Source organism: Chroococcidiopsis sp. CCNUC1, assembly GCF_023546805.1.
Lineage (GTDB): Bacteria > Cyanobacteriota > Cyanobacteriia > Cyanobacteriales > Chroococcidiopsidaceae > Chroococcidiopsis > Chroococcidiopsis thermalis.
Map to the genome: position 1 here is coordinate 189,381 of NZ_CP097482.1, position 23,321 is coordinate 212,701.

Here is a 23,321-nt window from a genome sequence, read left to right on the forward strand (position 1 = left end):
TGACGACTCTATGATGGAAAAATACCACAAACTAATCAAACGCCAACGTTCTGCAAAGAGTGAAGAAAGTGCTGATTCTGGTTTGCCAGCATCAACGCTAGCTCAAGCCGAGCGACCGATAAAGTCTCCAAAAGCACCTGATGGGGAGCAAGAGATCGATGAAACAGCGGCAGTGCCAAGCTCACCAGAGCGATGGGAACCAATAGAAGTATATACACCGAACTCATTGACTTATTCTCAATGGCAGCAAGAGTTGAGGGAGATTGAGTGGGAGATTGAGAACGAAGTTTGGGAGTCTTGTCCCTATGACTAAATTGTTAGTAGTTTTGACCTAATGGGAATTTTAGCTCGATTGCGCAAGCGAGAGAACAACTTGGTTTGAGGCTATTTTTGCGGAAGAAAGTTTTGCGATTGAGTGCTCTTTGAACTATGCCGAATCTTTCATTCATCCCGCTAATTTTGGGTAAGAAGTAGTCCCGATCAAACTTTGCCTGTATTCGATATCATCAATCCTTAAACATTTATGTTTCATCTAATTGTAAGACAGCGATCGCACCTAAAGAAACCCAAACTCCAGTTTGACTGTAGAAATCTTCCCGTTGTTCTAACTCAAAATCTCCCGACAGAACAGCTAACCAAGTTTTGACTAATCTCATTTTCCGCTCTGGCTCTAATGTAGTTGGAGATTGAATTTGCCATGCGAGTTCGACCAAGGGTAAAGATTGGACAGAGGTATTGAAAAAATAATTAGCAATCGCACCTATCCAGCTAGAAACATCTTCGTCATGCGCCACTGCAAGCGCTTTTTGTTTCTCTTCTTCCTCCGAGTGCGGTGAGGAGGCAGTAATTTCGCAGTTGCTTTCCAACTGTCGCACCATTTCCAGGACGGCAGATTTATCGACTGGAGCTACGATAGAAGATTCCACCTTAAAGCTGGGTACGATGCGACGCTTGCGCTTTGGAGCGGGTTCGATCAAATCGCTCAAATCCACTGCCATTGACTGCCGCACTAAATCTGAAAAAAAACCATTAGATACAACTGGGTCGCGGTAGGAATGCTCCCAGCTCTCGATCGATACCTCAGCCCGGAATGCAAGTAGTTGCGCTACTTGAAGCATCGCTGACCCAGCGACTTGCAATTGTAGAGACTCCGGCAGTTGGGCGACGATCGAGTCCACCCGATCCAACAATACTCTTAAATCGAGAGTTTCAGGAGTGAGCCTTGCAGCTTGTAGTTGAAACCAAAGAAGATTCAGTTGCTCGGTCGCCATCATCTGCTGGGTGAGAATTGGTAAGGGTTAAGGTGAGCGGCATGGTAGGAGCAGGGACGCACGGGACATTGAGCAATTGAGTGCTGCTCCTCACGAGCAAAGCGTTCAAATCCCGTTCGCCTCCCATGACCGTATTTCAAATAAAGCGCCTCCAGCAACTGAAGAGCATACTCTTTGACTAAGCGAGGCGGATATCCAAAAGTATGTTCCGGTCGAGTCATTGCTTTGGGAGCATTCCCCAGCCAGAATTCGGCACAAATAGCATGAATGACGACTGCATCGTTCGGCTGACGGGGTTTGTCCAGGTAGGTATGCAGCACTACATAGGGAATTTCTGGAACGGATACTACCACTTCGTCAATCATCGGACGGCGTTGAATCGGTCGCTGCCTGCCCTTACGGTAATACGAGCGCTTACTGTGGCATGAATCTCCAACCCAACAACCATCGCCACCACAAGCAGCATCGTGGAGTTTTCGAGCTTCTGCTGGTGTGAGTAAGCTACACGCCCAACACTTTTCATTTAACGGTCTAGACATTGAAGAACAATAATGTGGACAACGCTTAGCTTTGGTTTTCTGCGGCAATAACTTTCGCCAGCAAGTCTGGTGCAATCCGAAACCCCGCAGTTGCTACCAGAGCATCGATCGCTTCCGACAGAGAGTGTAATTCGCCTTTATGTTTCGCCCGCAGTAGAATCCCCAAAACTCCAGTTACCCTTAACCCAAGGGACTTGGCAACCTTGCGCCCATCTCGTTCATCCAGTAATGTCCAATCTGCTTGCATTTCCATTGCTAGAGCAATCGCCTCCGCTTCACCTTTATCTAGAGTTTGTTGCAACAATTTAATGCTGGAGAGTGAGTTGACCGCTCGTACCTGAATCCATCCTGCCTTTAGTGCTGCTTGAATCTCCTTCGAGCCTGGTCTGTCCTCTTGCACTTTTAATTCTGACAACACCGCAGGTGGAATCTGCACCGTTTCAAACTGCTGATACATCAGCTCAAGCTGTCCCACAATTGCCAAGTTGAGAATTGGCGATGTATTACTCACCACTGGCATAATTCAGGTCATCCTCTAACTCCTGATTCGTATAGTGTCGTAGGACTCCCCGTTGTCCTAACAACTGTCCAAATTCATAATTATCCATTTGGGCTAGCTCTCTAGCTTTACCCAAAGATAGCAACTCTTGAGCGTAAAGAGCGATCGCTAACTCCTGTAGTAAAGCTTTCTCAATCCGAGTTTCTGGCAGTCGGATAGCAGATAATACATCGTCAGGAATAGACAGTTGCAGGCTCATGGGATGAAGCGCGATTTTGGATTTTCTCTAGCTTATCACCACTATGGTCTGCTAATATTCTGAGAATAATCAAAGAAAGATAAGTGAAGTTATCTTTACCTAACCATGAGCGATCTTTCCTCTGACGACCCGATTCTGCCTATCGTTATCGTTCCCCTTGACGGCAAACGACAGCAGGAGCAACTGCGATCGGAGCAGAAAGACACTCTTGCCGACTTACGCCATTGGCAGATTGAAGAATTCTTGCGGCAGACGGGGAAGGCGGAGAATACGCAGCGCTCTTATCGACAGCAACTGAAAAAATTTGCCTGCTGGTGCAACAAGTCATGGCTGGACGTAACAGCTAGCGATCTTGGCAAGTACCGCACCCAACTAAAGCAACAGGGGCTAAAGCCTACCTCTATCAACCACGCGCTCGATAGTTTGCGCTCGTTTTACCAGTGGCTGCGGCGCAGTAACGGTTATCCAGTCAACCAACCTCTCCCGACTGATGCGATTGGCAAAGAGCGCCTTGAAGAACCACAAGCCCTAGACATTGACAAGGAAGACATGGCTGAGATTTGGCACTTCCTCGATTGTCAGCGACCGACCGGCATTCGCGATCGGGCGATCGTGGCGATTCTCTCTCATGGGTTAAGGGCTTCTGAATTATCAGCCTTGGATGTCAAGCACTGGAATGGCAAGAGATTGATCGTGCATCGTTCCAAGGGGCAAAACGTCAGCGAAGTCCCCTTGAGCCGAGAGGCAAGACAGCACTTAGAAGCTTATTTGGAGTGGCGGCGCTCTGTTGGGGGGATATTTACTCCCACGAGCGATCGCCCCATGTTTGTCTGCCAAGACCCCAAGCATAGTGGAGAGCGATTGGGATACAACGGACTCTACAAAATGGTGAAGAAAGTGGCGGCGAGCGCGACGATAGAGGAGTTAAAACCGCACCATTTTCGGCACTCTTTTGGCAATACCATCACGCGAGCGGGTGTCGATCCTTTATATGGAAAGGAGTTGATGGGGATTAAGACGGATAAGGTCTACAGGCGCTATACGCAGGGATCGTTAAAACAAGCCGCTGCCCAGGCTTACTTAAGGGCAATCGGTGAGGATGAAGGGAATAACGAACAGCCCGAAGAGAATTGACGCGCGATCGCCTCCTAATTGGAGAGCGAAAAATTTCGGGGGAGATGAGGGACACAACGCGGTAGGATGACTCAATCGTGTAATGCTACTTATTTTTGTCCGTGTGCTATGCCAATGTCTATCCCTTCATCAAGACATTGTTTTGTTAACCAATCCTGAAAGCTGTAATGATATAGGCTGTAACGTGTTTCTGTGCTTACTTTCCGCTGTACAAGAAACTCAAACCAATTTTCTAGCACTTCTTGAACTTCGTATTCATCTTCATCAATTATTTTTGCGATCCTCTCTGGTGATATTCCTCTCCCGTTTTCCTGGTGGCTAAGGACGCTTAGTACACTTAACACCATATGAGATAAACCCTGCTCCTTCATCTTCCGCCAATGTTGCTGGTAATATGCCTCTAAATCAGGGGGAAGTCGCTCAAACAAGAAGGGTTGGGAGTAGAAAGCAGAGGCAATGGCAGCTAATATCTGACTCAAGTACATGAAATTGTTTTTGCTTTGCGATGTTAGCTGTTGACTGAATTCCTCCTCAGTTAAATGGTGCGCCCTCAGCCAGGCTTTTAAGTTTGCTCCTACCTCGCCTAAAGTGAGACAATGTTGAATGTATGAGCATAGATCTTTCCAATTTTGTTCTGGATAATCATCTAAATTAAAGATTTGGGATGGGGTTTCGATGAACAAATCAGCTTTCTCTCTCACAAAGGGTCGGCGGGAGAGAAGGAAATAAACTCTCTTTGGAAGATATCTAGGGAGATAGAACAGATTTGAGGCTAGGCGTTGGCTGCTGTGGTCTATTGCATCCAAGGCATCAATAGCAATAATCAGGCGTTGATTAGGTTGTAGCTGGTTGCTGATTTTCTGAAGGAGGAAAGAGAGAAACCGACTCCCCTGTGTGGTATTACCAGCTGGAGATGTGGAAGGGGAATCTTCTGTAGTTAAACCATCGTCGAGCGAGTAATGAGTGACTAGTTGGGTGCAGATAATAGGGAGAAACTGGTCAACCCGATTTTTACCCGAAACTTGGGCGTTGTAGTAAATAACAGCGGAATTTTCGGTTGCGTATTTAGCAAGAATGGCACTTTTGCCACTGCCAGGTGCGCCAACTAGAGTGAAGTAGCCTCGGTCATGGCGGTAGAGGAAGTCAGTAATGCCTGCAGAGACAAATTGGCGAGCGACAAAGTTTTTGCTTTTCTCTTGAAGGAGTTGCTGAAATTCAGTTGGGTAGAGAGCAGTATTATGGGGGGTTGGCGGTCGAGGTGTAGTATTCACGGGGTTAAGTTGTAATATTAAGTTTGTTTCAACCGTAAATAGTGCATCCTCCCTGATTTTTCTCCTGCCACAATTGTTATCCCATCCACATCCGATTCTGCCCCAAACTTTATCCCATCTGGTGCAACAGCACAGCACAATATCTCACTATCCCCAGTGAAGCTGGCAATTACATTTCTACTAAATAAATTCCAGACTTTAAGAGTGTTGTCAGAGGAACCAGAAATCGCCAAGCAGCCATCTGGGGTGACGGCAACTGCATTTACCGAGTCCATATGACCTCGAAGAGTAAACAACTCTTTCCTATTTGTTAGATTCCAGAGTTTGAGAGTGTTGTCAGAAGAACCAGAAATCGCCAAGCAGCCATCTGGGGTGACGGCAACTGCATTTACCGAGTCCATATGACCTCGAAGAGTAAACAACTCTTTCCTATTTGTTAGATTCCAGAGTTTGAGAGTGTTATCAGAAGAACCAGAAATTATCCATGGCGAATAGGGAATAACGACAATAGTGTTGACCGAATCTCTGTGACCAGTAAGGGTGAACAGTATGTTTCTAGATTTTAGAGCCCAGACTCTGATATTGCCCCCTCTTGAACCAGAAATGACCTTCTCACCATCTGGGGTGATAGCAAGAGTTACATCAGAGTTATTTGATTCTATATTATAAAGATTATAGAGTCTAGGATACTTTGCTACTATCAGGCTTATGGGTATTACGACTATGAAAAACAACAAAGCAAAATAAAAAAAAGTTTTACTCTGACGACACATAATCTCAGCATGATTTAGGTTGGGGGAGGGCAATAAGGAAGGGGGCGAAAAGGAGGAGGGCGAAGAGGAGGGCGAAAAAAAGGACGAGAGATAGGCAATAAAATCACAAGAATAGTTAATTAAGAAGTAAGAACACACTAATCCAATACATAATATTAGACAAGATAATACAATTTCTAGCCATTTTTTACAGGGATCAAACGATTGAAGAGGTAAAAAATTTTCCTCAGTTTCTAGATTAGAAACGCCAAGCTCGCTGTTACTTAAGCTAGATATCACCTGATTGCTATCGGGTGTGATGGCGAATGCATCACTTGAAGGGAGATCGAAAGACACCTTTTTTCCCTTCTTAAGTTCCATATCCAAAGCCTTGAGGTTTTTGCCAGAGAAAGCCGTAATTAACCACTTACAATTAGAGGTGAAAGCGAGAGCTTTTAACGGGGTGCTTTTAACATCATTAATATCATCGATATCATCAATGTCATCGATATCATTAATTGTCACATCGGTATCTTTCAACTTCCAGACTTTGAGTGTATTGTCAGACGAACCAGAAGTTACCAATTTGTTATCTGGAGTGACGGCGATTACATTTATTGAGTTACCATGATCTCTAAGGGTAAACAATTTTCGTCTATTTTCTAGATTCCAGACATGGAGAGCATTGCCAGACGAACTAGAAGTTATCAATCTACCATCTGGGGTAACGGCAACAGCTCTCATAAATCTGGTAAAACTTATGAGTATGCCCTCATTCTTTCTACTTTTTAAGTTCCAGGTTGTGAGAGTATTGTCAGATGAACTAGAAATTATCAGCTTGCAATCTGGAGTGACAACGATAGCTTGTTTTAAGTTATTAACAATCTTTTTATCTAACCTTACAGTTTCGTTGCTGAGAAGCTGTTTTTTCCCTGTTTCCCAATTCCAGATTATTAGCTTTCTTTCCACAGTCTTTGCATTCGCAGTTATGTTCGTGTTAACTGAACTATAAATTACTAGCCTGCAATCTACTGGATTGACAGCAACTGCATTTATTGAGTCGGTTTTATCAGAAACCTTCATCTTCCCAGTATTCAGGTTCCAGACTTTTACAGTCTTGTCAGAGGAACCAGAAATTATCCACTTGCCATCTGAGGTAACGGCAACTGCATTTACCGAGTCGGTATGCTCAGGGAGAGTGCGTAGCAACTGCCCAATATTCAGGTTCCAGACTTTTACAGTCTTGTCAGAGGAACCAGAAATCACCCACTTGCCATCTGGGGTGACGGCAACTGCATTTACCGAGCCGGTATGACCAGTGAGGGTAAGCTTTATATTCCCAGTCTTCAGGTTCCAGATTTTTACAGTATTGTCAGAGGAACCAGAAATCACCCACTTGCCATCTGGGGTGACGGCAACTGCATTTACCGAGTCGGTATGACCAGTGAGAGTGCGTAGCAACTGCCCATTAGGGCGAATTAAGCTAGCTTTCAAGGGATACAGCAAAGTCAGTTCACTCTGCTTTGCTTGTTTCAGTAATTCTTGAATATCTGGCATTTTATAGTGTTGCAAACGCCCGCACAATTGCCCTGCCAATTGCGTCTTATCCTTATCCAAAATATGCGCCGATAACTGCAACGCATCTTGAATTGATTTCAGCGTGTGTTTCTGCTCCGGTGGAGTTGAGATTTCTGAATTGTCAATCAAGTCATAATCATTAATCAGCGCCTGCACTCCAAAATCATCATTGTCAATCTTTACTGCTATGAACTTGAAATGAGTCAGAATTTTGTAATACTTTGCTAAATTTTCTGGTTTTTCTGATTCCACTAAACTAGATAAACTTCCCAGATAAGCGCGTAATACCGCAGGGCTGTTGGCAGCCAGTCTATCGGTAATTTTCTTCATGTTATGCCATTCCTACGATTTAATATAAATAGTCAGAAATGCGTTGATGAACCTCCTTAAGTAGTTTCCGCTTTGAATCCAAATCTTTCTTTCCCTTTAGGAAGTCAAGGAAACTGGTGTGATAGATCCTGTAACAGATTTCCCCTTTTTCTATTTGCTCCTTTAAATACTCAATCCACTCATCTAGAATTGATTGCACATCATATTCATCTTGCTCAAGAATATCAGCAATTACTTTACAACTTGGCCTACAAGCTAACACCAAAGTAAACAGAATCTTCACCTTTATTTCATTGAGTGCGTCATCCATTCTCATCCGCACCCAATGAGTATGATAATAGTTTTGAAGACCAACGGGTAATTGCTTTAAACTCAGGTCATCATAATCGCCGCGAGCAATAGCTGGTAAAATATACCTCAAGTACATAAAATTGTTTTCACTTTTATCCGCTAGCTGCTCAACAAAGTCTTCAGGAGTAAGGTTGCGGTTTTGAATCCATTTTCTTAGTGCATCCCTATAATCTGGGTCTTCGTTGAGAAATAAGTGAATATACCCCTTCACATCCTTATGATTAAACTCAGTTAGATTTAATTCCTCTACCGGAACTCCTGGAGACACAGTTAATCGTTTTGTGTCCTGGGTATAAGGTCGTCTGGTCAGTAGGAAATAAACTCTATAAGGAAGTACTGTCGGTAGATATAAAATATTCTCATTTTTACTCGATTCTTGTTTCACTTCATCCAATGCATCAACTACAATCACAAGGCGTTCAGTAGATAAAAGTTTTCGACTAACTTGAGTGAGTAAATCTAACAAATTAGCATCCTTCGCATTGTGCAGATCGTAACGCTCAATCAGTTGGTCTCGAATACTCTTTAAAAATAGTTCCGGTTGATTGCGACCCTCTGCAAGAATATTGAAGTAGCAAATGGCACAGTTATCAGCAGCATATTTAGCCGCGGTCGCGCTTTTTCCCATTCCTGGATACCCCAACACTATGATATACCCACGGTGATTGCTGTCTAGGAAACTTTCAATCTTTTGAAAAACATCGTTCCGACCGTAGAATCTCTGAGTTAACTCTCCAATTAGTGGCTCAAACTCTGGTGGTAGCTGCTGTCGATACCAATCTTTAGGGTCAACTATATCCGTTGGTGACAAACCAACAACTTGAGCAAGCCTTTCAACTTGCCATCTTGTAACTCTATTTACCTCTGCTTGTTTTGATTTTGTACCGAGTAATCGCTTAACTGTATCAATAGTTATACCATCACCAGCTGCATCTGCTACACCCTGTTGAGACCATCCTAATTTCTTACACGCCTGCGTGAATCTGAGCCTTCCTTCTTGACTAGCTTGAAGTGTATCAAACATGGTTAAGTAGCCTTCTATGAATTTGCGTACTAACAATATACAGTCAATTGTATTTAACTGTATAGAGCAAATAAATTTATCTGCTCTACCTTATTTGCCCTAGAGCAAATAATAAAATTCAAATTAATTTGTTTGCTTCTAGACATTTGAAGTTTTGCCTGAGTAGCATACACATATAGCTAAGAGAAAAGATAAATTGACAGCGAAAGCTCATCGAACTTTTCACTTACTAAATAGCAAGACCAAAATCTTTTGAACCAAAAACCAAGGAGAGCAATAATGCTTAATATCAACAACCCAGTCAGTATGAAACCCAAAATGACTGCACTTGTTGCAGGTGCAATGCTTGCTATTACTGCGGCAATGCCAGCATCAGCTAGTGTATCAAACACAAATGGTCAAGCTCTTACGGGTGAACAACAATCAAGGCTACTGTTAGCAGAAAAAGGAAATACCAAAGGTGGACAAAGTACAATTGTTACACCACAAAACAACAAAACTAACAAATGGCAATTGGATAAAAAAAGTGCAAAGCTTAATCAACTCACCTCAGTCGAAAAGCAAAACTTGGAGAAATTTCAGAATGCGCTTAATCAGGGACTATCTCCTCAACAAGCAGCACAGAAAGTTCCAAATGCTAAATACACAAGGGTGAAAGGAACCCAAAATCAATATCAGATGCGCTTAAGTGAAAAAGCGCGAGCTACATTTCTTGTCAATAACAAAAACCATTCAGTGGAACTGCTTCAAGTTAGTGACTATACACGGCAGATGAAGACGAACACGCACCGTTAATAATAGGCTTTTCGTTTTCCCATCTCCTCTTTTCCTAGCTCCTGGGCTACTTGCCTGGGGGCTTCTTTTAAGAGGCAGCAGCCTCTTTTTAACTAGGGAAATCTCGGCAAATGAAGGTATTCTCGACCCAAACTGTTTCCAAAGGGTTCGGTCTCTCTCCCGCTTGCAAATTCAACGGATGAAGGAGCATTTACAAACTCGATATTAAACCAGGTAACAGGAGATTGCATAAAAAACACCAAGCAGATTAATGAATTAGTGATTAGTCGAAGAAACAATGTCTAACATTAACAACTACGGAGTTAATATGAAAGCTCAGATGTCTGCACTTATTGCTGGTACAGTTTGTACGATGCTAGTTAGCACTAGTTTTATCTTACCTGCATCAGCTCAACACCGACACAAACTACCACACCTGGTATTGCCGATGCCATCACGTCCACTCCAGCTTCCGCAAAATGGACGAGGTTCTGTACTACATACAACTGCATACGGTCCGATGCGAAACACGCCTCGACCATTAAATGCCCAGCTGCTTCGCTCGGCAGAAGTGGTAATTGCTAGTCTGCGGTTCGAGCATCTACGAGGCGGTGCAAGTAGTCATATAGTCCAAGATGTTGGGCATATCAGAATTGACCGCCAAGGTCAAACTGCCAACGGGGATCAGAATATTCAAGTGCAGGTCAACGGGCTGAGGGGTGATAGCACCATTGCGACAGTGCTAATACCAGCCAGGTATTTAGGAAATAATCTAAACATCCATAGTCAGCGAGAGGTGGCGAATCAAGTACGACTCGCATTACGCAGAAGTTTAGCCAGTTTTCGACAGAATCGTCCCCAGATTTATACCCTTGCAGGCCGCCTCTCCAATGCCAGAATTTTACCAAGAAATGTACAACCAAGAAGGGCAGGTGGTGGGTTTACAGCATCATGTAGAGATATCAATCTTTTCACCAATATTGACCGTAGAGGTGGAGCCAATTTGAGTGCTAAATGTTACAATCAAGCAGGGCAGCTTTTACCAACTGCTGTAGCAATAAATAATAACATAGTAAACAACGGTGGACGTTTAGCCTGGCAGAAAGATGGTGGTTTCACCGGTTCCGTCCGAAATTGTAGCTTAATAGTTAGGAAATTTACGATATTACGTTGCGAGGCAGGCAATGGAGCTGGTTCTTGGGTAACTTCAGCTATCAATTTGGACACCGGAATAGTAAATAACAATGGTCGTTTAACTGTGGTTAGGGGTCGCTGATAAGCTAGGTAACTTTTTCCTAATTTGGCATCTTAGCAGAACCCTTGGTAAGCGTGTACTGAGGGTTTTATTCTAAATATCTTGAACAACCATTTACTTTCTTTGATAGCCAGAAAAAAGTAAAGATGCTACCGTTTTTGGTCATATAAGCTACAAATAGAGTAACAATGATTGACTTTAACGATCGGCTATGCCGAGACGATTGGGTTGTGTTGTTTCTCTAAGTACAGGACAAAAATTGTAACGAGTGGAGAAACTCATCAGATTTTAAGTCTAAATCGGTGACAATAGAACGAAGATAATCGAAGCCATAACGAAAAATACTCGCTTGTCGTCGTCCGTGCTTCTTCATTTTGATGGGTTGATGTTGATGTAACCACTCGCCAGTTTTGATCGCCCAACATAAAGCCAAAGTCATCAAAGCTAAAAGTTTGCTTAAACGTTCTGAGTCAGTAAAATGAGTTGATTCGAGACAAAAGCCTCTAGTTTTCAACATGCCAAATAAAGTTTCAATCCCCCAACGCTGACCATAGTCAGCAAGAGCTGTAGTGGGCGAATCATCCGAGATAATAATCAACAGTTCTCCATCGTCTAGACGTAAGGCTCCCACATAGACGAAACGACCCCAAACCCAACGACGACCTGATAAAACCTCGGATTGACCAGGTTGGAGATGGGCAAAAATAATCGTTGCACAAAGGCTTTCTTGACCATCATGAATTTTTTGATTTGCCTTGATTCTCAGCCTAAAAGGGAGCGTGGGTTCGAGCATGAGATAGGTTAACCACTCTTTACCGATAAACTCTCTATCTCCGCACAGATAAGCAATTTCTGCATCGGGGAAAATTGCTCGGAACTGCTCGACTAAATCCATCCGCTCATCACTGTTAGAGTTGCCCCTCTTCGGTAGCATCGTCCAAACTATTGGATAAGCGATTCCCTGATGCACAACACCTAGCATAAAGATATTGAAACGAGTTTGCCCAAATGACCATTCTGTACGGTCGATGCTTAACACCCAAGGCTGCGGAATATTTATCAAGGCAACAATCAATTGAGCAATCCAAGAATAATCAAGGTCAAATTTTCTGAAAAACCGTTGTAATCGCTTATAGCTTGAGTCAGTTCTTGCCTCACTCCGAAATCCTGCTGCTAACTGAGCCAAGTTTATCGTTTTCACTCTGATGAGGGCAATTAAAAGCAAAGCAAAGATTATTGAGTCGAGCACCGTGCCATGGGAGATGAGGTTTCAAAGTGTCTCGAAGTAGGTTAACTTGGTTCATAGGGTTTCAAAGATGGTGTGGTAACTTTCTATGAAACCCTTTCTCTGCCACCTGTTGCAACCCCTACCCTATTTTTTTGTCCTGTACACAGGTTGTTTCTACAATAAGTTGTAAGCAACATAGAATCCTTCATCAGAATTCCAGCGCATTCAAGTAGCTGTCCCAGAAAGAGATTGCGATTCTAGGGTAGTAATTCACTAGCAACACCCATCTCTTAGCGGGGCATTGGGAGCGAGGAAATCTGTACCTACCTGGGGCAAGTCATCCTTCAGCCATTGCAGCTATGCTTCGCAATCGCTCTTCTGACATTACCCCCAACCTCCTGCATCTAAATGTTGATAAATAAAGGCTAATCTTAGATGATTTCCACTTGAATATCTGAAGTTTACGGGTTGGCAATTGCCATTACCTTTTTTCTACACTACAATGGCGGCGACCTGTTGAGCCTTAATTACTATGAATAAAGCCGAACTCGTTGACGTTATTGCTTCCAAAACTAACGTAACCAAAAGAGAAGCCGATACAATCCTCAGTGCCATTACAGAGACAATTGTGGAGGTCGTATCTGGCGGCGATAAAGTTTCCTTAGTCGGTTTTGGCTCTTTTGAACCGCGTCACAGACAAGCCAAGGAAGGGCGTAATCCTAAAACTGGCGAGAAGATGCAGATCCCTGCCACTCGCGTTCCTGCCTTTTCTGCTGGCAAGTTATTCAAAGATAAAGTCGCTCCTAACGATTAGTTCTGGGGCAATCGCTCTTACCACCTTCTGACACGATCCTGACTACTGGCATTCTGTCGACACGAGATGTAAGGACGCTCTGAGCGAGGATAGCTGCAATCATCTGCTGCATCTCCGCCTTGCCTGAATTGACCAGTTGTTGATTTTCTGTTTTGGCAGCAGCCGCTCGTACTATCTTTGTACTCCCTCCAGGATGAGAGTCACCCAAATTCAGCTGAGAATCTGCTGGAACTGTCGAGCGATCCGAACTTCAGCTCTTTGCTTGGCAACGTTACAGGTATGTCGCGCTGCATCCCTCAGCACCGAATCGGCCACCATTGGAGAACGGTAAGCGCTGGCAATACAGGAAATTGCTGCTAAATAGGAGTTACAGGGATCGTACAAGCAAAAACGTTTGGCGCTGTCATAATCGCCACTTTGCAGCGCTTGCAGTGCCTCTTGCTCTAGCTGGGTTGATGGATCGCCTAATTCTTCTAGCAAATACTCTGTTAGAGATTTGATTATTTCTAATGGTAATTCTGTGAGTTTTTGGCGCGATTGCGAAACTTTTTGATTAGCACTAGTCATTTCTATTTTCCTCATGTGGGCAATCGGTTCTGGGGAAAAACGACTGATTGGTGAAGATTCGCTCGGTTCAAAAATTGTCAGCGATCGAGCTGACAAATCCTCAAACTCTCGCTCAGATGGCGATATCTGTCTAATGAGCTGCAAGCACCAGTAGAATTCTTCATTAGAATTCTTCATTAGAATTCAAGTAGTTGGTCGCTCGCAAGCGCGTCAGCGATGAGAATGCTAGCGCGCCACTGCAAGTCATGCACTAGTAGCAACAGCTTCCGCCACTGGTTCTTTTGGCTTTTTCTCAAAAATCCTCACCCCTGCTTCAACGACTTCAAAGCCATCTGCTGTACGTTGCCCTAACTTACCGCTTACTGCCCCACCCACCCCATTCACTGAAAGCTGCTGCATCCGCCTCTGCCTTACGCCAACTTTTTGCATTAATTAAAGCAGTGAAAAAGATCCCGTTTTGGTCAGTGAGCGTAATTTCTACTTTTTTATTCGCTGCTGGTTTAGCTTCTGGTAGCTCGTTAAACTTCAGCGTAATTTCCGCTCTGGCTGTAGTCATGTCACGTTTTTCCTGAAGAATTGCGATTTGATTATTCTATGCTTGTAACATTAACAGCGCATTCCAATTTGGCTATGCGACGACTTTTTGCATGAATCGAGAGAAAATAAATTTTTCCCTACATACTCTACTGCTTGAATATCGAGTTTTTGTCAGAGTCACTTCCCCTATTCGACGACAATACAAAAAGCTAGTGATGCCATCTACTCTGTCCGGTTGGAGGGATCTTCAGATCGCAGTTTGAGTTAGCGACAATTAGATAGCTGTAGCCAATGTCATAGAAAAAGCACTCTTATCACTTCCAAGAGGATGACGGAAGTAAAACTAGTGCCAACGATTCAAAATTATCAAGTCCAAGTGTACATGAGAGCACGAGAACAAGGCTGCACTCAGCAGCAATCAGCTGTTATCGCTGGGTTTTCTGAACGCAGCGGCAGACGTATTGAATCAGGACAACACCAACCGAAAACAGGAAGAGAGCGCGGCTGGCGCACCCGCCCTGACCCGCTGGCTGAGGTATGGGACAACGAATTAGAGCCAATGCTGCGGCGAGAGCCACGCTTGGAGCCGATGACGCTATTTGATTATCTAGTAGAAAAATATCCAGGGCAATACCAAAGCGTCTTACGCACATTGCAGCGACGAGTGCAGACCTGGAAGGCACTCCATGACGATACCAAGGAGGTGATGTTTGAACTGCGCCATGAGGCTGGGGAGATGGGCTTGTCGGACTTCACTGAAGTTTCAGATCTGAGCATTACGATTGCTGGTAAGCCGTTTGAGCACATTCTCTATCACTACCGCCTTGCCGGAGAGTGGTTGGCAGTACGTAGAAGCAATCCAAGGGGGCGAAAGCTTTATCGGCTTATCACAAGGACTTCAAAATGCGTTAGCTGCCTGTGGAGGGACTCCCAAGCTACACCGTACTGATAGCCTCAGTGCTGCATATCGCAATATGGCAGGCAAACGGAACAAGCCCTTGACCCGATTCTACGATGAGCTGTGTGACCACTATCGCATGAACCCAACACGCAACAACACAGGCATCGCTCACGAAAACGGCGCGATAGAGTCGCCACACGGACACTTCAAACGCCGCTTGAGACAAGCATTGTATCTGCGCGGCAGCTTTGAGTTTGAGTCGATAAAGGTGTATCAAGCGTTTATTACTGAAGTGGTCGAAAAGCTAAATGCGCGATGCAGCCAAAAGTTTGAAGTCGAAAAGCAGCATCTGCAACCGTTGCCAAGCTACCGCTACCCAGACTATGAGGAACTGACGACGCGGGTGAGTTGTCACAGCACCATTGAGGTGCGCTGTATCCTTTACACGGTACCATCACGCCTGATTGGACAGCAACTGACCCTCCACCTTTATCACGACCGATTGGTAGGCTATCTCGGCAAGACGCAGGTGGTAGAACTGCCTCGCCTTCGAGTGGCAGACCCTGCCAAAAGTCGCAGAGCACGCTGCATTAACTACCGTCACATCATTGCTGGGCTGCGTCGCAAACCTAGAGCGTTTCTCTACTGCACCTGGCAGGGTGAGATTTTGCCCACAGAGCAATGGCGCGCTCTCTGGCAGCAGATGGGTAACCAATTTGACCCCGACAGTGCTGCTAGGCTGATGGTCGAAGCACTCTACATTGCTGCGACCCAGAACAAAGAAACTGCCGTTGCCGAGTATCTCCAAGCGCAACTGCAACAACAAAGCTTGACACTTGCTGGCTTGCAGCGTTACTTCCAACTACTAAGCGAAACGGTACTGCCCAGTTTAGATATCCAACAACACGAGTTATCGCCCTATGACCAACTCCTCGGCTCAGCCCACGAGCCAGAATTCGCTCAACCCCTACCAGCATCTCAGTTTTCACCTCAAACAACTGCGTCTGTCCCACATGCTCAACCACTGGCAGAGTTTAGAAGCCAAGGCGACTCAGGAGCAATGGTCATACAGTCAGTTCTTGCGCTTCACTATGCGAATTAGAGGTCAATCGTCGCTTCCAAGTGCGATTACAGCGAGCACTGGCAGAAGCCCAACTGCCAAACGGAAAAAGTTTTTCGAGCTTTGAGTTTAGCCACTGCCCCAAGCTCAATCCAGCTGTGTTGATGCAACTGGCGCAAGATACCAACTGGCTAGAGCGCTCCGAGAACTTGCTGTTATTTGGCGCAAGTGGGGTGGGAAAAACACATCTTGCCGCAGCAATGGGGCGCGCCATGATTGAGTTAGGCAAGCGGGTCAAGTTTTCCCCTGCCACAATATTAGTTCAGCAGTTGCAACACGCCAAATTACAACTGCAATTACCCACTGCTCTGACCAAGCTCGACCGTTTCGATCTATTGATTATTGATGATGTTGGTTATGTCAAAAAGTCGGAAGCCGAAACGTCGGTGCTGTTTGAGTTGATTGCCCATCGTTACGAGCGCAGGAGCTTGCTCATCACTGCCAATCAGCCATTTAGCGCATGGGATGCTATCTTTTCCGACTCGATGATGACGGTTGCAGCTGTAGACCGATTGGTGCATCATGCGCTGATTCTTGAGATTCAAGCTGAGAGTTTTCGTAAGCAGTCAGCCGTAGTTAGAGCTAAAACTAAGTCGCACCATTGAGGCGAGCTAAAATCGGCTTGGAATTTGTTGCTTTATGCAAATCAGCAACACCACCACTAGCACTTTCAATGTTGCTATCTACCAAGAGATAAAGTTTAAGACTTTGAGGCACTGTCATGATAATGTACAGTTCCTTTTTAGTCCATAGTTGCACTACATCATAAGTAATTGACATTCTCAAATGTCAATCATTGTTTCACTCCTTAACCAGACAAGTAATCGTCGCCAACTGGAAAAAGTAATTGACATTTGACATCCCCTGAAAAATTTGTCCGTGACTACCTGAAAGAATATTCTTGCCATAATACTGGGTTGGAATAGTACTGTCGGCGGTTCAACCATGTGAATTACTGCCCAAAACTTCTGATACACGTCAGGGGCATCTATCATTAACCTGAGTACTCGGTCGAAGTATCGCTGCGTCAGTTGAGTCATGCGCTCCGGCTGCTCTCCTACTGTGGTTGACCAGCGCAAATCTTCTCCTGTTGCCATTAACCACGGAGTCGCGATTGTTTTTGCTAATTGCTTGCTCAAGCGTCGCGTTAACCCAGATAGAGAGTCACGATCACCTTGAAACTGCTGCTGGAGGCACTTGTCTAGAGTGAGGGCTTGCATCGCTGCGACTGTAATTCCTTGACCGTAGATTGGATTAAAAGCACACACTGCATCTCCCATAACTACCACTTCTTCCGGTAGCCTAGATAGCTGTTCGTAGTGATACCAGCGGTTTTCCGTTCTTCGGTAGGCATATAACCCAGAGAGGGGTCGTGCATCTTTGATTGCTTCATAAATTATCGGACTGCGAAGGCTGCGAGCAAATTCGAGAAAATCAGCTTCGCTAGTCGGTGGATAGTCGCGACCGACACCCCCTAGAGTTACCACCCAACGGTTGCCTTCTACTGGATAGAGTACGCCACCACGCCCTGCGTCGGGTGGCTTAGACATGATTGTTGCTCCTCGCCAATCTACCCTGGGTTCTTTGGGTCGCTGATACCAACGGCTAGCATAACCCAAAAAAGAATTAACAATCGTCTCTTGGGGTGAAGGATAGCCTAGAGCAGCTAACCACTTCGGCAGGGCAGAATTACGACCTGTTGCATCCACAATAAATCGGCAGCATAATCTCGTGTCTGGGGTGGGGTAGTTGGATCTACTCCTGCTTGGTAACGGCATCTTACCCCTGTCACTTGGGTTTTATTCGTGTTAGTTAATAGCTGGGTGACCTGGCATCCTTCCAGTATTTGCAAGCGCCGATCTTGGGTCAGCCGCTGTCGAAGTACCCATTCGAGGAAGGTGCGGCTACAAGTATAACCCGTGAAGCCGGAAGCAAAGCGTGGTCCCCAACCCCATGCTCCTAATACTATCCAGTCAGCGATCCAATCTACAGTAGGCGCGCCTGCCCCTGTTAGCTCATCCTTTAAGCCAGGAAACAGCTGTTCGAGAATTCGCTGTCCTTGAGTGAGGATGACGTGGACTTGATTTGCTTGTGGAATACCAGGGCGTGCTGTCGGCTGTTGGGAAAAGCGATCGCGCTCTATCAACGTCACCTGCTCAAAGTGGTCGAGTAATACTCGTGCCGCTAACAAGCCAGTAATACTGCCACCAATGACTATTGCTTGCTTCCCACTGATAAGCGTGTGAGTTGGTGTTGCGAGGAGAACGTGACTAACTGGTTCTGGCTTTGTCATTGAAGCTCGACTCGAAGCACTTTCCACTAAGGTACTACTTCTACATTAGTATTAACAGCCACAACCTTTGATTGTGTTATTCCTATGACCAGTTGACAGCATCAGTAAAATTCTTTACCAGAATTTAACACAATTCAAGTAGTAGTCCAACAAGGAGATTGTCGTGAATTGCTCCTCGTCCCCCAATTCCCTACCCCTGCTTGTTTGTAGAAGGGAGTCGCGTGCGATCGCCCTTCACCGACTCACACCATAATCTTTTTCCATCACTTCCAAGTACCACATCTGTCTTGGTGTCAAATACAACGAGCGCTGTATCGTCTCTAAAATCGCATAATCCACCGCTTCCAACTCGGCTTTCAACAAGACGCGGCTTAATTGTGGCGGACTTAGCAACGCAACCGCTCGCGAACCCTAGCCGTCTTCTCTCCTACACCCTACACCCTGTTCGTGACAAGAGTTAACAACGATTGCCTCGTATTGATGCTAACGCTACTAAGTTCGTGATAGTAGTGGTAGGTGTCGCTAGAGTTTTCTAGCATAGTCGATCTCCTGAAAACTATAGGTCACGAGGAAGTAGTTGCTTGATTAAAAAGTCATGAATATGGCAGTAGATCCAGAAAAATGTGCAACAGCTAAAACAGTTTTGCGTCAAGCACTTGCTGCTTGCGGTGGGAATACCAAGGACGAAGCTGTTATCGCTGCAATCTCCAACATACAATCTCTGAACCCAACAACAGCACCAGCATATAGTGACAGGCTACTGGATAGTAATTGGTTGTTGATCAGCGCACCGAATTTTCCAAAAGGAGAGCAGCTTCCAAATGGCAAGTATGCTTATACTCTTGGCCGCCTTACTTTCAATATGTTTCAACCGACAGCACTAAAGTTAGTCATCAACCGAGTTCTACAACCTGTTTTGTTGTTAGGTAATGGCGAACAGCGCAGCCACGATATCATTGTGGAATTTACTACAATTGACGAATCCCTTCCCCAACTGAGAGGAATTGTCCGCAACCAAGGAGTTTGTCACCCGATTAGCGAACGAGTACTGCAAGTAGAATTTACCGGAGGAATTCTAGCTTTGCAAGACCCAAATCAAATGGACGGTTGGCAAGCGGTTTTTAGCCAGCAGCGCCACTCTCCACCAAGAAGTTTGCTGGAAAAACTGATGAGTGGTTTATTCCGGTTGATGTTCGGTCTAGTTCCCCCACAAGCAATGAATCCAAAAACAGGAGAAGTTTCTTTTGCCATGCATCGTTCGCCTAAAGGTCGTTTAGAAATTCTCTATCTTGATGATGAACTTCGGATTACTCGTGGGCAACGGGAGACAATTTTAGTCTGTCAGCGGCAGTAATTCGAGCTGAAAAAAGCGGTTCTGTGGCTCTAGCTTAGGAAGCACTACAGCCACAGCCACGCGAAGCGCGAAGCGATCGTCGTAGTTATCGCCCCTTTCACCTTTCCTCATCTCGCCCGACATCCTCAACCCCGTACTCTTGCTCGATCAACCGCAAAACTTTATCCTCCAACGGCGTGAGATAAGTCTGTTTTCCTAAGTGTTCCAACATCGCATATGCAGCACGATCGCGAAATCCAGGTACTTCCCGCACCTTTCTTATCCGCTGCAAAATCTGCGGTAACTGCCGATGGGCTTCGGGAGAATCGATCTTATTTAAGTTTTCTGGCTTCACAGTAAGAGTTGCGTCGTGTACTTCAACAATCACTGTAAAGTCTCTTGGCTCTACTGCGATCGCCCAACAGCCGTTATATTTCTTTTCTTTACCTTCTAGCCTGGTCAGGATAAATACATCACCCACCTGGCAGTAGTCTTTGGCAAGTACCAGGGGCTTTTCTTTGAGCTGCTCGACGATCCCTTTGACCACCCGCCCTGATGGGACTTTGCCGTTAGATGCAACTAATGCTTGTTGCCAAACTTCACATTGCAAATCCTTCTCTAGGGCAATCAAACATCTAACTTGACGTTCGCTGGTGGGTAGAATTTGGGAACCAATGGTTCCCATTTGTAGATTTTCTACCACTTGGGAACCAGCAATCAGGTAGTTTACGTGACGGCGAGTAAATCCAAACCTATCTTGGCAGTAAGTTTCAAAAGTCTTATGGGTACTGCGATACAACCGCCGCTCCCGTAATTCTGCCAATGCTTTACCCGCCTCACAGAATGCCCTTTCTACACGCAATTCTAATCGGTGGCGCTCTGCTGCTTCCGTTTCGGTGAGTTCTGATAAAACTTCTACCGCTACAAGTTGATTCTTCACACTTGCTAGCTTATTATCTAATTGTATTTCTGGCTCTTGATTGCTGAGATTTACTCTTTCTAGATCGAGTGGATTGCAAGAGAGAGTCACGGCGATTTCGCGCTCGCTGTCGAACTGTATCCAAACTTCTGGCAGCGCAAAGCCCAAGTTGAGTTCTTGAAATACTCCTAGCTTCTGGGTGACTTTGTGGCGCACGCGCTCACCGCGCTTGAAGCGATGTGCCGCAGCTAGACGAGCCTGTGTCACATCCTGCGTATCTTTATCCGATTTCATTTTCGGCATGGTTGTACTCGTTGGGTCTTTGACGTTGTACTCGTTGGGTCTTTGACCAAGATTTCAAGTGGAGAGTGTCAGGCAATCAGCAAAACTAGGTAGTCTTTATCACTGGTTCATAGCGACCGCCATTGCTCGATCGCATTGTTGCTGGCTCTTTCTCTGCTTGATTTTCTCAATCTGCTCTTTGCACTTTCTCAAGCCATCGACGCACATCTGCCGACCAACATCGAAGCTATCGAGCGAACGCTCCATGAACTCGGCAACCGACACCACAAACCGATTCACCGTCACTACCTGTTGCCCGCTTGTCATCCACCACGTCCCTGTATCGCGCCATCCTCGCGCTCTTGCGTTGGCAAGCTTTTCGTCCAGGCTACCTGTTTCAGCAGTTGACGTGTTAATTTCGTTGACTACTTTGTTGGCAGGGAGAGCAGAAGTACCCTGTAAGGGTACTTCTGCCTCCTGCTGGCTGTTAAATTGCTTTACAGGTTCATCTGTTGTACAGGTATCTGAGTTTAATTGGCTGGTATCATTGGCTCTAAGTTGGACGACTTTACTTTGCTGTTTGGTAGTAGATTTGTTCTGTTCGGGGATAAGTCTGTGCCAATCAGAAAACGGCGTTAGATAAAACACCGATTTCTTCCCAGCAGCGCGATCGCAAGAAATTAAATTCATCTTTGACAAGTCAGACACCACCCGTAAAACAGTTATACGGGTCAACTTGCACATCCTGGCTATGCTTTCACTGGACTCTGAAACTACGCCATCCACCGCATTCTTGAATAAATGACAGTAGATGCGAAATTGGTTGGGAGTTAGCCCAAATTCGTCTAAGCGGTCTAATACATCTGAGAAGTTGTCAAAATTCTGCTCGGTATTCTGCTTGGTTGCTATCATTATTCAGATTCCAATTGTGTTAAGCTCTTGCAATCCACAAGAGCCTAGTAGATTCTTATGCGGACGGTTGGGCGGGTGATTGCTCGTCACTAGTCATGTAAACTTGCTTTAATTCGTTGACCTTAGTAATCCAGGCGGGTGCTTTCCTTCCTGGTGGTGCGTCTAATGCATCGAAGTGGGCTTGGATTTCCTCAACAGTTAGATGTGGCAAACATTCACTCGCCCACGAAATCGCATCACTCACCGAGCGCCAGGAGCGATAAATCTCTTTTTGGTTTGGTGGCAACTGAACTGAAGGAGGTGATGGAGAAATCTCAATCACATTCCCTTCCTCGTCTACTGTTGCTCCCAACTCCTCTGGCGTATAGACTGCCGCACCTAAGAAAATATCCGGCACAAACCAGCGACAGCCGTTGCTCATCGCCCTTGCAAATAGCATATTCCTGGGAAACTTCCCCATATTTTGGGTTCCGGCTTTTTGTGCGTCAGCGGCACTAAACTCGCTTCTTCCGGTTTCTCTATCTCCATCGAAAAAGGCAATCTTACAAATGCGATCGCTTAATTCAAGAACTCGATAGTCGTAGCGAACGCTTCTCTTCACCGCTGCCGCCATCAAATTAGCACCAATTGCTGGCTTTCCTTTAATGATGTAAATGCCGCACATCGAGGAAAAAGCAGGGAAACCCAACTCCGCTCCTGCTAAAATCTTCACGACTGCTTGCGCTGCTTGTTTACAATCTTCAAAGAATCCAGAGCGAGACAGAATTTCACCTAGTCGCTGTAGATCGTCAATCGTGTCGATCTTCAGATTGTTGGCGATCGCCAGTGTTGATAAATCTTTTTGAGTTGGGACGATATTGCTCATCGTTTTCTCCTACAAATTAAGGCTTGGAGCTATCTGCCCCAAGCCAATTGAATTTATTTAGAAGGGAGCCTCGTCAAAGCTCGGTTCGCTGTAGGAGACAATCGAGTAACCCTTTAACCAGCTACACGCTGCAATCAAAGAGGCGATCGCATCAAAAGTTGGCTGCGTCACTACTACATCAATTGTTCTGGTACTGACTGGAATGGCGCGATCGTCAAGGAGTTCGTACTTTCTGGAAACCAGCTCAACCAAAAATCTATGTCCGACGAGCTTTCTAGAGAAGACTTCAGGGGCAGTTAGCACTGGGAAAATGCGATCGCAATTAGCTGTATCTGTTGCAATCGCTGGTTCATCAAATGTAAAATTTGGCATAAGAAAAGATTCCTTTTTGGCAACGAAAGGGAAAGCGGTGCGGTTAGCTTTGATTTCTCAGGTCAGGAACTAACCGCTTTCGCTCTATCTTAATAATACGTGTTAAATAAAAGATTGTCAATATACGGGTATATTAGAAAG

At 45.2% G+C, this 23,321-nt stretch carries 26 protein-coding genes and 2 pseudogenes; 8 read left to right on the top strand and 20 right to left on the bottom strand.

Annotated elements, in window-relative coordinates:
- Positions 1 to 10 precede the first annotated feature (10 nt).
- Positions 11 to 313, top strand: a complete 303-nt coding sequence (locus tag M5J74_RS31850) for a hypothetical protein (protein WP_250017731.1) — start codon at positions 11 to 13, stop codon at positions 311 to 313.
- A gap of 208 nt (positions 314 to 521) precedes the next feature.
- Here the strand turns inward: M5J74_RS31850 and M5J74_RS31855 are convergent, their stop codons facing one another.
- From M5J74_RS31855 to M5J74_RS31870, 4 genes are read right to left on the bottom strand one after another with little or no spacing between them, the layout of a single operon-like run.
- Positions 522 to 1,274 (bottom strand): hypothetical protein, encoded by a 753-nt coding sequence (locus M5J74_RS31855; protein ID WP_250017733.1) that lies wholly within the window; start codon positions 1,272 to 1,274, stop codon positions 522 to 524.
- Complete coding sequence (locus M5J74_RS31860) at positions 1,271 to 1,810, bottom strand: hypothetical protein (RefSeq protein WP_250017735.1); 540 nt, start codon at positions 1,808 to 1,810, stop codon at positions 1,271 to 1,273. The genes M5J74_RS31855 and M5J74_RS31860 overlap by 4 nt, the downstream gene beginning before the upstream one ends.
- A 25-nt stretch (positions 1,811 to 1,835) precedes the next feature.
- Complete coding sequence (locus M5J74_RS31865; protein ID WP_127023856.1) at positions 1,836 to 2,330, bottom strand: DUF3368 domain-containing protein; 495 nt, start codon at positions 2,328 to 2,330, stop codon at positions 1,836 to 1,838.
- Positions 2,314 to 2,568, bottom strand: coding sequence for a UPF0175 family protein (locus M5J74_RS31870; protein WP_250017737.1), 255 nt, complete (start codon positions 2,566 to 2,568; stop codon positions 2,314 to 2,316). The genes M5J74_RS31865 and M5J74_RS31870 overlap by 17 nt, the downstream gene beginning before the upstream one ends.
- A gap of 105 nt (positions 2,569 to 2,673) precedes the next feature.
- Here M5J74_RS31870 and M5J74_RS31875 point away from each other — a divergent pair, with 105 nt between their 5' ends.
- Positions 2,674 to 3,702 (top strand): tyrosine-type recombinase/integrase, encoded by a 1,029-nt coding sequence (locus M5J74_RS31875; RefSeq protein WP_250017739.1) that lies wholly within the window; start codon positions 2,674 to 2,676, stop codon positions 3,700 to 3,702.
- An 89-nt stretch (positions 3,703 to 3,791) separates the two neighbouring features.
- Here M5J74_RS31875 and M5J74_RS31880 read toward each other — a convergent pair whose 3' ends face one another.
- The 3 genes from M5J74_RS31880 to M5J74_RS31890 are packed head-to-tail and all read right to left on the bottom strand — an operon-like array spanning position 3,792 to position 9,008.
- Entirely contained in the window at positions 3,792 to 4,973 is a 1,182-nt protein-coding gene (locus M5J74_RS31880) for an ATP-binding protein (RefSeq protein ID WP_250017741.1), read from the bottom strand.
- A gap of 17 nt (positions 4,974 to 4,990) precedes the next feature.
- Positions 4,991 to 7,633 (bottom strand): WD40 repeat domain-containing protein, encoded by a 2,643-nt coding sequence (locus tag M5J74_RS31885; RefSeq protein ID WP_250017742.1) that lies wholly within the window; start codon positions 7,631 to 7,633, stop codon positions 4,991 to 4,993.
- A 19-nt stretch (positions 7,634 to 7,652) separates the two neighbouring features.
- Positions 7,653 to 9,008 carry an AAA family ATPase gene (locus M5J74_RS31890; RefSeq protein WP_250017744.1) on the bottom strand — a complete coding sequence of 452 codons (1,356 nt, stop codon included), beginning with the start codon at positions 9,006 to 9,008 and terminating at the stop codon, positions 7,653 to 7,655.
- Between the two features lie 279 nt (positions 9,009 to 9,287).
- On the opposite strand from M5J74_RS31890, the gene M5J74_RS31895 reads away from it, so the two are divergent.
- Positions 9,288 to 9,803: a hypothetical protein gene (locus M5J74_RS31895; RefSeq protein WP_250017745.1), complete on the top strand. Its 516-nt coding sequence runs from the start codon at positions 9,288 to 9,290 to the stop codon at positions 9,801 to 9,803.
- A 277-nt stretch (positions 9,804 to 10,080) separates the two neighbouring features.
- Positions 10,081 to 11,058 carry a CVNH domain-containing protein gene (locus M5J74_RS31900; RefSeq protein ID WP_250017747.1) on the top strand — a complete coding sequence of 326 codons (978 nt, stop codon included), beginning with the start codon at positions 10,081 to 10,083 and terminating at the stop codon, positions 11,056 to 11,058.
- A gap of 220 nt (positions 11,059 to 11,278) precedes the next feature.
- On the opposite strand, the pseudogene M5J74_RS31905 reads toward M5J74_RS31900, so the two are convergent.
- Positions 11,279 to 12,341 (bottom strand): annotated as a pseudogene (locus tag M5J74_RS31905) (IS4 family transposase).
- Between the two features lie 456 nt (positions 12,342 to 12,797).
- Between M5J74_RS31905 and M5J74_RS31910 the strand changes: the two are divergent.
- On the top strand, positions 12,798 to 13,079 hold the full coding sequence (locus tag M5J74_RS31910) for an HU family DNA-binding protein (protein ID WP_250017749.1): 282 nt from the start codon (positions 12,798 to 12,800) through the stop codon (positions 13,077 to 13,079).
- Positions 13,080 to 13,289: 210 nt separating this feature from the next.
- On the opposite strand, the gene M5J74_RS31915 is transcribed toward M5J74_RS31910, so the two are convergent.
- From M5J74_RS31915 to M5J74_RS31920, 3 genes are all read right to left on the bottom strand, one after another.
- Positions 13,290 to 13,823, bottom strand: a complete 534-nt coding sequence (locus tag M5J74_RS31915) for a hypothetical protein (protein WP_250017750.1) — start codon at positions 13,821 to 13,823, stop codon at positions 13,290 to 13,292.
- A gap of 66 nt (positions 13,824 to 13,889) precedes the next feature.
- Positions 13,890 to 14,021: a hypothetical protein gene (locus tag M5J74_RS33045; protein ID WP_256498809.1), complete on the bottom strand. Its 132-nt coding sequence runs from the start codon at positions 14,019 to 14,021 to the stop codon at positions 13,890 to 13,892.
- Complete coding sequence (locus M5J74_RS31920; protein WP_250017752.1) at positions 13,999 to 14,202, bottom strand: hypothetical protein; 204 nt, start codon at positions 14,200 to 14,202, stop codon at positions 13,999 to 14,001. The genes M5J74_RS33045 and M5J74_RS31920 overlap by 23 nt, the downstream gene beginning before the upstream one ends.
- A 309-nt stretch (positions 14,203 to 14,511) precedes the next feature.
- Here M5J74_RS31920 and istA point away from each other — a divergent pair.
- Positions 14,512 to 16,271 (top strand): annotated as a pseudogene (istA, locus tag M5J74_RS31925) (IS21 family transposase).
- Positions 16,207 to 16,809: an IS21-like element helper ATPase IstB gene (gene istB, locus M5J74_RS31930; RefSeq protein WP_371934121.1), complete on the top strand. Its 603-nt coding sequence runs from the start codon at positions 16,207 to 16,209 to the stop codon at positions 16,807 to 16,809. The pseudogene istA and the gene istB overlap by 65 nt, the downstream one beginning before the upstream one ends.
- On the opposite strand, the gene M5J74_RS31935 is transcribed toward istB, so the two are convergent.
- From M5J74_RS31935 to M5J74_RS31950, 4 genes are all read right to left on the bottom strand, one after another.
- Entirely contained in the window at positions 16,793 to 16,984 is a 192-nt protein-coding gene (locus M5J74_RS31935) for a hypothetical protein (protein ID WP_250017754.1), read from the bottom strand. The two genes, istB and M5J74_RS31935, sit on opposite strands and share 17 nt — an antisense overlap.
- 2 nt (positions 16,985 to 16,986) lie before the next feature.
- Positions 16,987 to 17,913, bottom strand: a complete 927-nt coding sequence (locus tag M5J74_RS31940; protein WP_250017755.1) for an NAD(P)/FAD-dependent oxidoreductase — start codon at positions 17,911 to 17,913, stop codon at positions 16,987 to 16,989.
- Positions 17,871 to 18,497 carry an NAD(P)/FAD-dependent oxidoreductase gene (locus M5J74_RS31945; RefSeq protein ID WP_250017757.1) on the bottom strand — a complete coding sequence of 209 codons (627 nt, stop codon included), beginning with the start codon at positions 18,495 to 18,497 and terminating at the stop codon, positions 17,871 to 17,873. The genes M5J74_RS31940 and M5J74_RS31945 overlap by 43 nt, the downstream gene beginning before the upstream one ends.
- Before the next feature lie 234 nt (positions 18,498 to 18,731).
- Positions 18,732 to 18,890: a hypothetical protein gene (locus M5J74_RS31950; RefSeq protein ID WP_250017758.1), complete on the bottom strand. Its 159-nt coding sequence runs from the start codon at positions 18,888 to 18,890 to the stop codon at positions 18,732 to 18,734.
- Positions 18,891 to 19,098: 208 nt separating this feature from the next.
- Here M5J74_RS31950 and M5J74_RS31955 point away from each other — a divergent pair, with 208 nt between their 5' ends.
- Positions 19,099 to 19,851: a PAP/fibrillin family protein gene (locus M5J74_RS31955; protein ID WP_250018018.1), complete on the top strand. Its 753-nt coding sequence runs from the start codon at positions 19,099 to 19,101 to the stop codon at positions 19,849 to 19,851.
- Here M5J74_RS31955 and M5J74_RS33050 read toward each other — a convergent pair.
- The 5 genes from M5J74_RS33050 to M5J74_RS31975 all read right to left on the bottom strand — a co-directional run bounded on the left by M5J74_RS33050 (position 19,831) and on the right by M5J74_RS31975 (position 23,180).
- Positions 19,831 to 19,962, bottom strand: coding sequence for a hypothetical protein (locus tag M5J74_RS33050; protein ID WP_256498810.1), 132 nt, complete (start codon positions 19,960 to 19,962; stop codon positions 19,831 to 19,833). The genes M5J74_RS31955 and M5J74_RS33050 overlap by 21 nt on opposite strands.
- Complete coding sequence (locus tag M5J74_RS31960) at positions 19,949 to 21,052, bottom strand: hypothetical protein (RefSeq protein WP_250017760.1); 1,104 nt, start codon at positions 21,050 to 21,052, stop codon at positions 19,949 to 19,951. Before M5J74_RS31960 ends, M5J74_RS33050 begins: the two co-directional genes overlap by 14 nt.
- Before the next feature lie 99 nt (positions 21,053 to 21,151).
- On the bottom strand, positions 21,152 to 21,943 hold the full coding sequence (locus M5J74_RS31965) for a hypothetical protein (protein WP_250017762.1): 792 nt from the start codon (positions 21,941 to 21,943) through the stop codon (positions 21,152 to 21,154).
- Between the two features lie 55 nt (positions 21,944 to 21,998).
- The gene (locus M5J74_RS31970) at positions 21,999 to 22,808 is read right to left on the bottom strand and encodes a hypothetical protein (RefSeq protein WP_250017763.1); all 810 of its coding nucleotides are present in this window, start codon (positions 22,806 to 22,808) and stop codon (positions 21,999 to 22,001) included.
- 57 nt (positions 22,809 to 22,865) lie between these two features.
- A complete protein-coding gene (locus tag M5J74_RS31975; RefSeq protein ID WP_250017765.1) occupies positions 22,866 to 23,180 on the bottom strand; it encodes a hypothetical protein in 315 nt (104 codons plus the stop codon).
- Between the last annotated feature and the right edge of the window lie 141 nt (positions 23,181 to 23,321).

What these genes read in the sequence shown, in the direction of transcription:
- M5J74_RS31850 (WP_250017731.1), top strand. Translation starts at nt 11, where the DNA reads ATGATGGAAAAATACCACAAACTAATCAAACGCCAACGTTCTGCAAAG.
- M5J74_RS31855 (WP_250017733.1), bottom strand. Translation starts at nt 1,274, where the DNA reads ATGATGGCGACCGAGCAACTGAATCTTCTTTGGTTTCAACTACAAGCT.
- M5J74_RS31860 (WP_250017735.1), bottom strand. Translation starts at nt 1,810, where the DNA reads ATGTCTAGACCGTTAAATGAAAAGTGTTGGGCGTGTAGCTTACTCACA.
- M5J74_RS31865 (WP_127023856.1), bottom strand. Translation starts at nt 2,330, where the DNA reads ATGCCAGTGGTGAGTAATACATCGCCAATTCTCAACTTGGCAATTGTG.
- M5J74_RS31870 (WP_250017737.1), bottom strand. Translation starts at nt 2,568, where the DNA reads ATGAGCCTGCAACTGTCTATTCCTGACGATGTATTATCTGCTATCCGA.
- M5J74_RS31875 (WP_250017739.1), top strand. Translation starts at nt 2,674, where the DNA reads ATGAGCGATCTTTCCTCTGACGACCCGATTCTGCCTATCGTTATCGTT.
- M5J74_RS31885 (WP_250017742.1), bottom strand. Translation starts at nt 7,633, where the DNA reads ATGAAGAAAATTACCGATAGACTGGCTGCCAACAGCCCTGCGGTATTA.
- M5J74_RS31890 (WP_250017744.1), bottom strand. Translation starts at nt 9,008, where the DNA reads ATGTTTGATACACTTCAAGCTAGTCAAGAAGGAAGGCTCAGATTCACG.
- M5J74_RS31895 (WP_250017745.1), top strand. Translation starts at nt 9,288, where the DNA reads ATGCTTAATATCAACAACCCAGTCAGTATGAAACCCAAAATGACTGCA.
- M5J74_RS31900 (WP_250017747.1), top strand. Translation starts at nt 10,081, where the DNA reads ATGTCTAACATTAACAACTACGGAGTTAATATGAAAGCTCAGATGTCT.
- M5J74_RS31910 (WP_250017749.1), top strand. Translation starts at nt 12,798, where the DNA reads ATGAATAAAGCCGAACTCGTTGACGTTATTGCTTCCAAAACTAACGTA.
- M5J74_RS31915 (WP_250017750.1), bottom strand. Translation starts at nt 13,823, where the DNA reads ATGAAGAATTCTAATGAAGAATTCTACTGGTGCTTGCAGCTCATTAGA.
- M5J74_RS31920 (WP_250017752.1), bottom strand. Translation starts at nt 14,202, where the DNA reads ATGACTACAGCCAGAGCGGAAATTACGCTGAAGTTTAACGAGCTACCA.
- M5J74_RS31935 (WP_250017754.1), bottom strand. Translation starts at nt 16,984, where the DNA reads ATGTCAATTACTTATGATGTAGTGCAACTATGGACTAAAAAGGAACTG.
- M5J74_RS31945 (WP_250017757.1), bottom strand. Translation starts at nt 18,497, where the DNA reads ATGACAAAGCCAGAACCAGTTAGTCACGTTCTCCTCGCAACACCAACT.
- M5J74_RS31955 (WP_250018018.1), top strand. Translation starts at nt 19,099, where the DNA reads ATGGCAGTAGATCCAGAAAAATGTGCAACAGCTAAAACAGTTTTGCGT.
- M5J74_RS33050 (WP_256498810.1), bottom strand. Translation starts at nt 19,962, where the DNA reads ATGAGGAAAGGTGAAAGGGGCGATAACTACGACGATCGCTTCGCGCTT.
- M5J74_RS31960 (WP_250017760.1), bottom strand. Translation starts at nt 21,052, where the DNA reads ATGCCGAAAATGAAATCGGATAAAGATACGCAGGATGTGACACAGGCT.
- M5J74_RS31965 (WP_250017762.1), bottom strand. Translation starts at nt 21,943, where the DNA reads ATGATAGCAACCAAGCAGAATACCGAGCAGAATTTTGACAACTTCTCA.
- M5J74_RS31970 (WP_250017763.1), bottom strand. Translation starts at nt 22,808, where the DNA reads ATGAGCAATATCGTCCCAACTCAAAAAGATTTATCAACACTGGCGATC.
- M5J74_RS31975 (WP_250017765.1), bottom strand. Translation starts at nt 23,180, where the DNA reads ATGCCAAATTTTACATTTGATGAACCAGCGATTGCAACAGATACAGCT.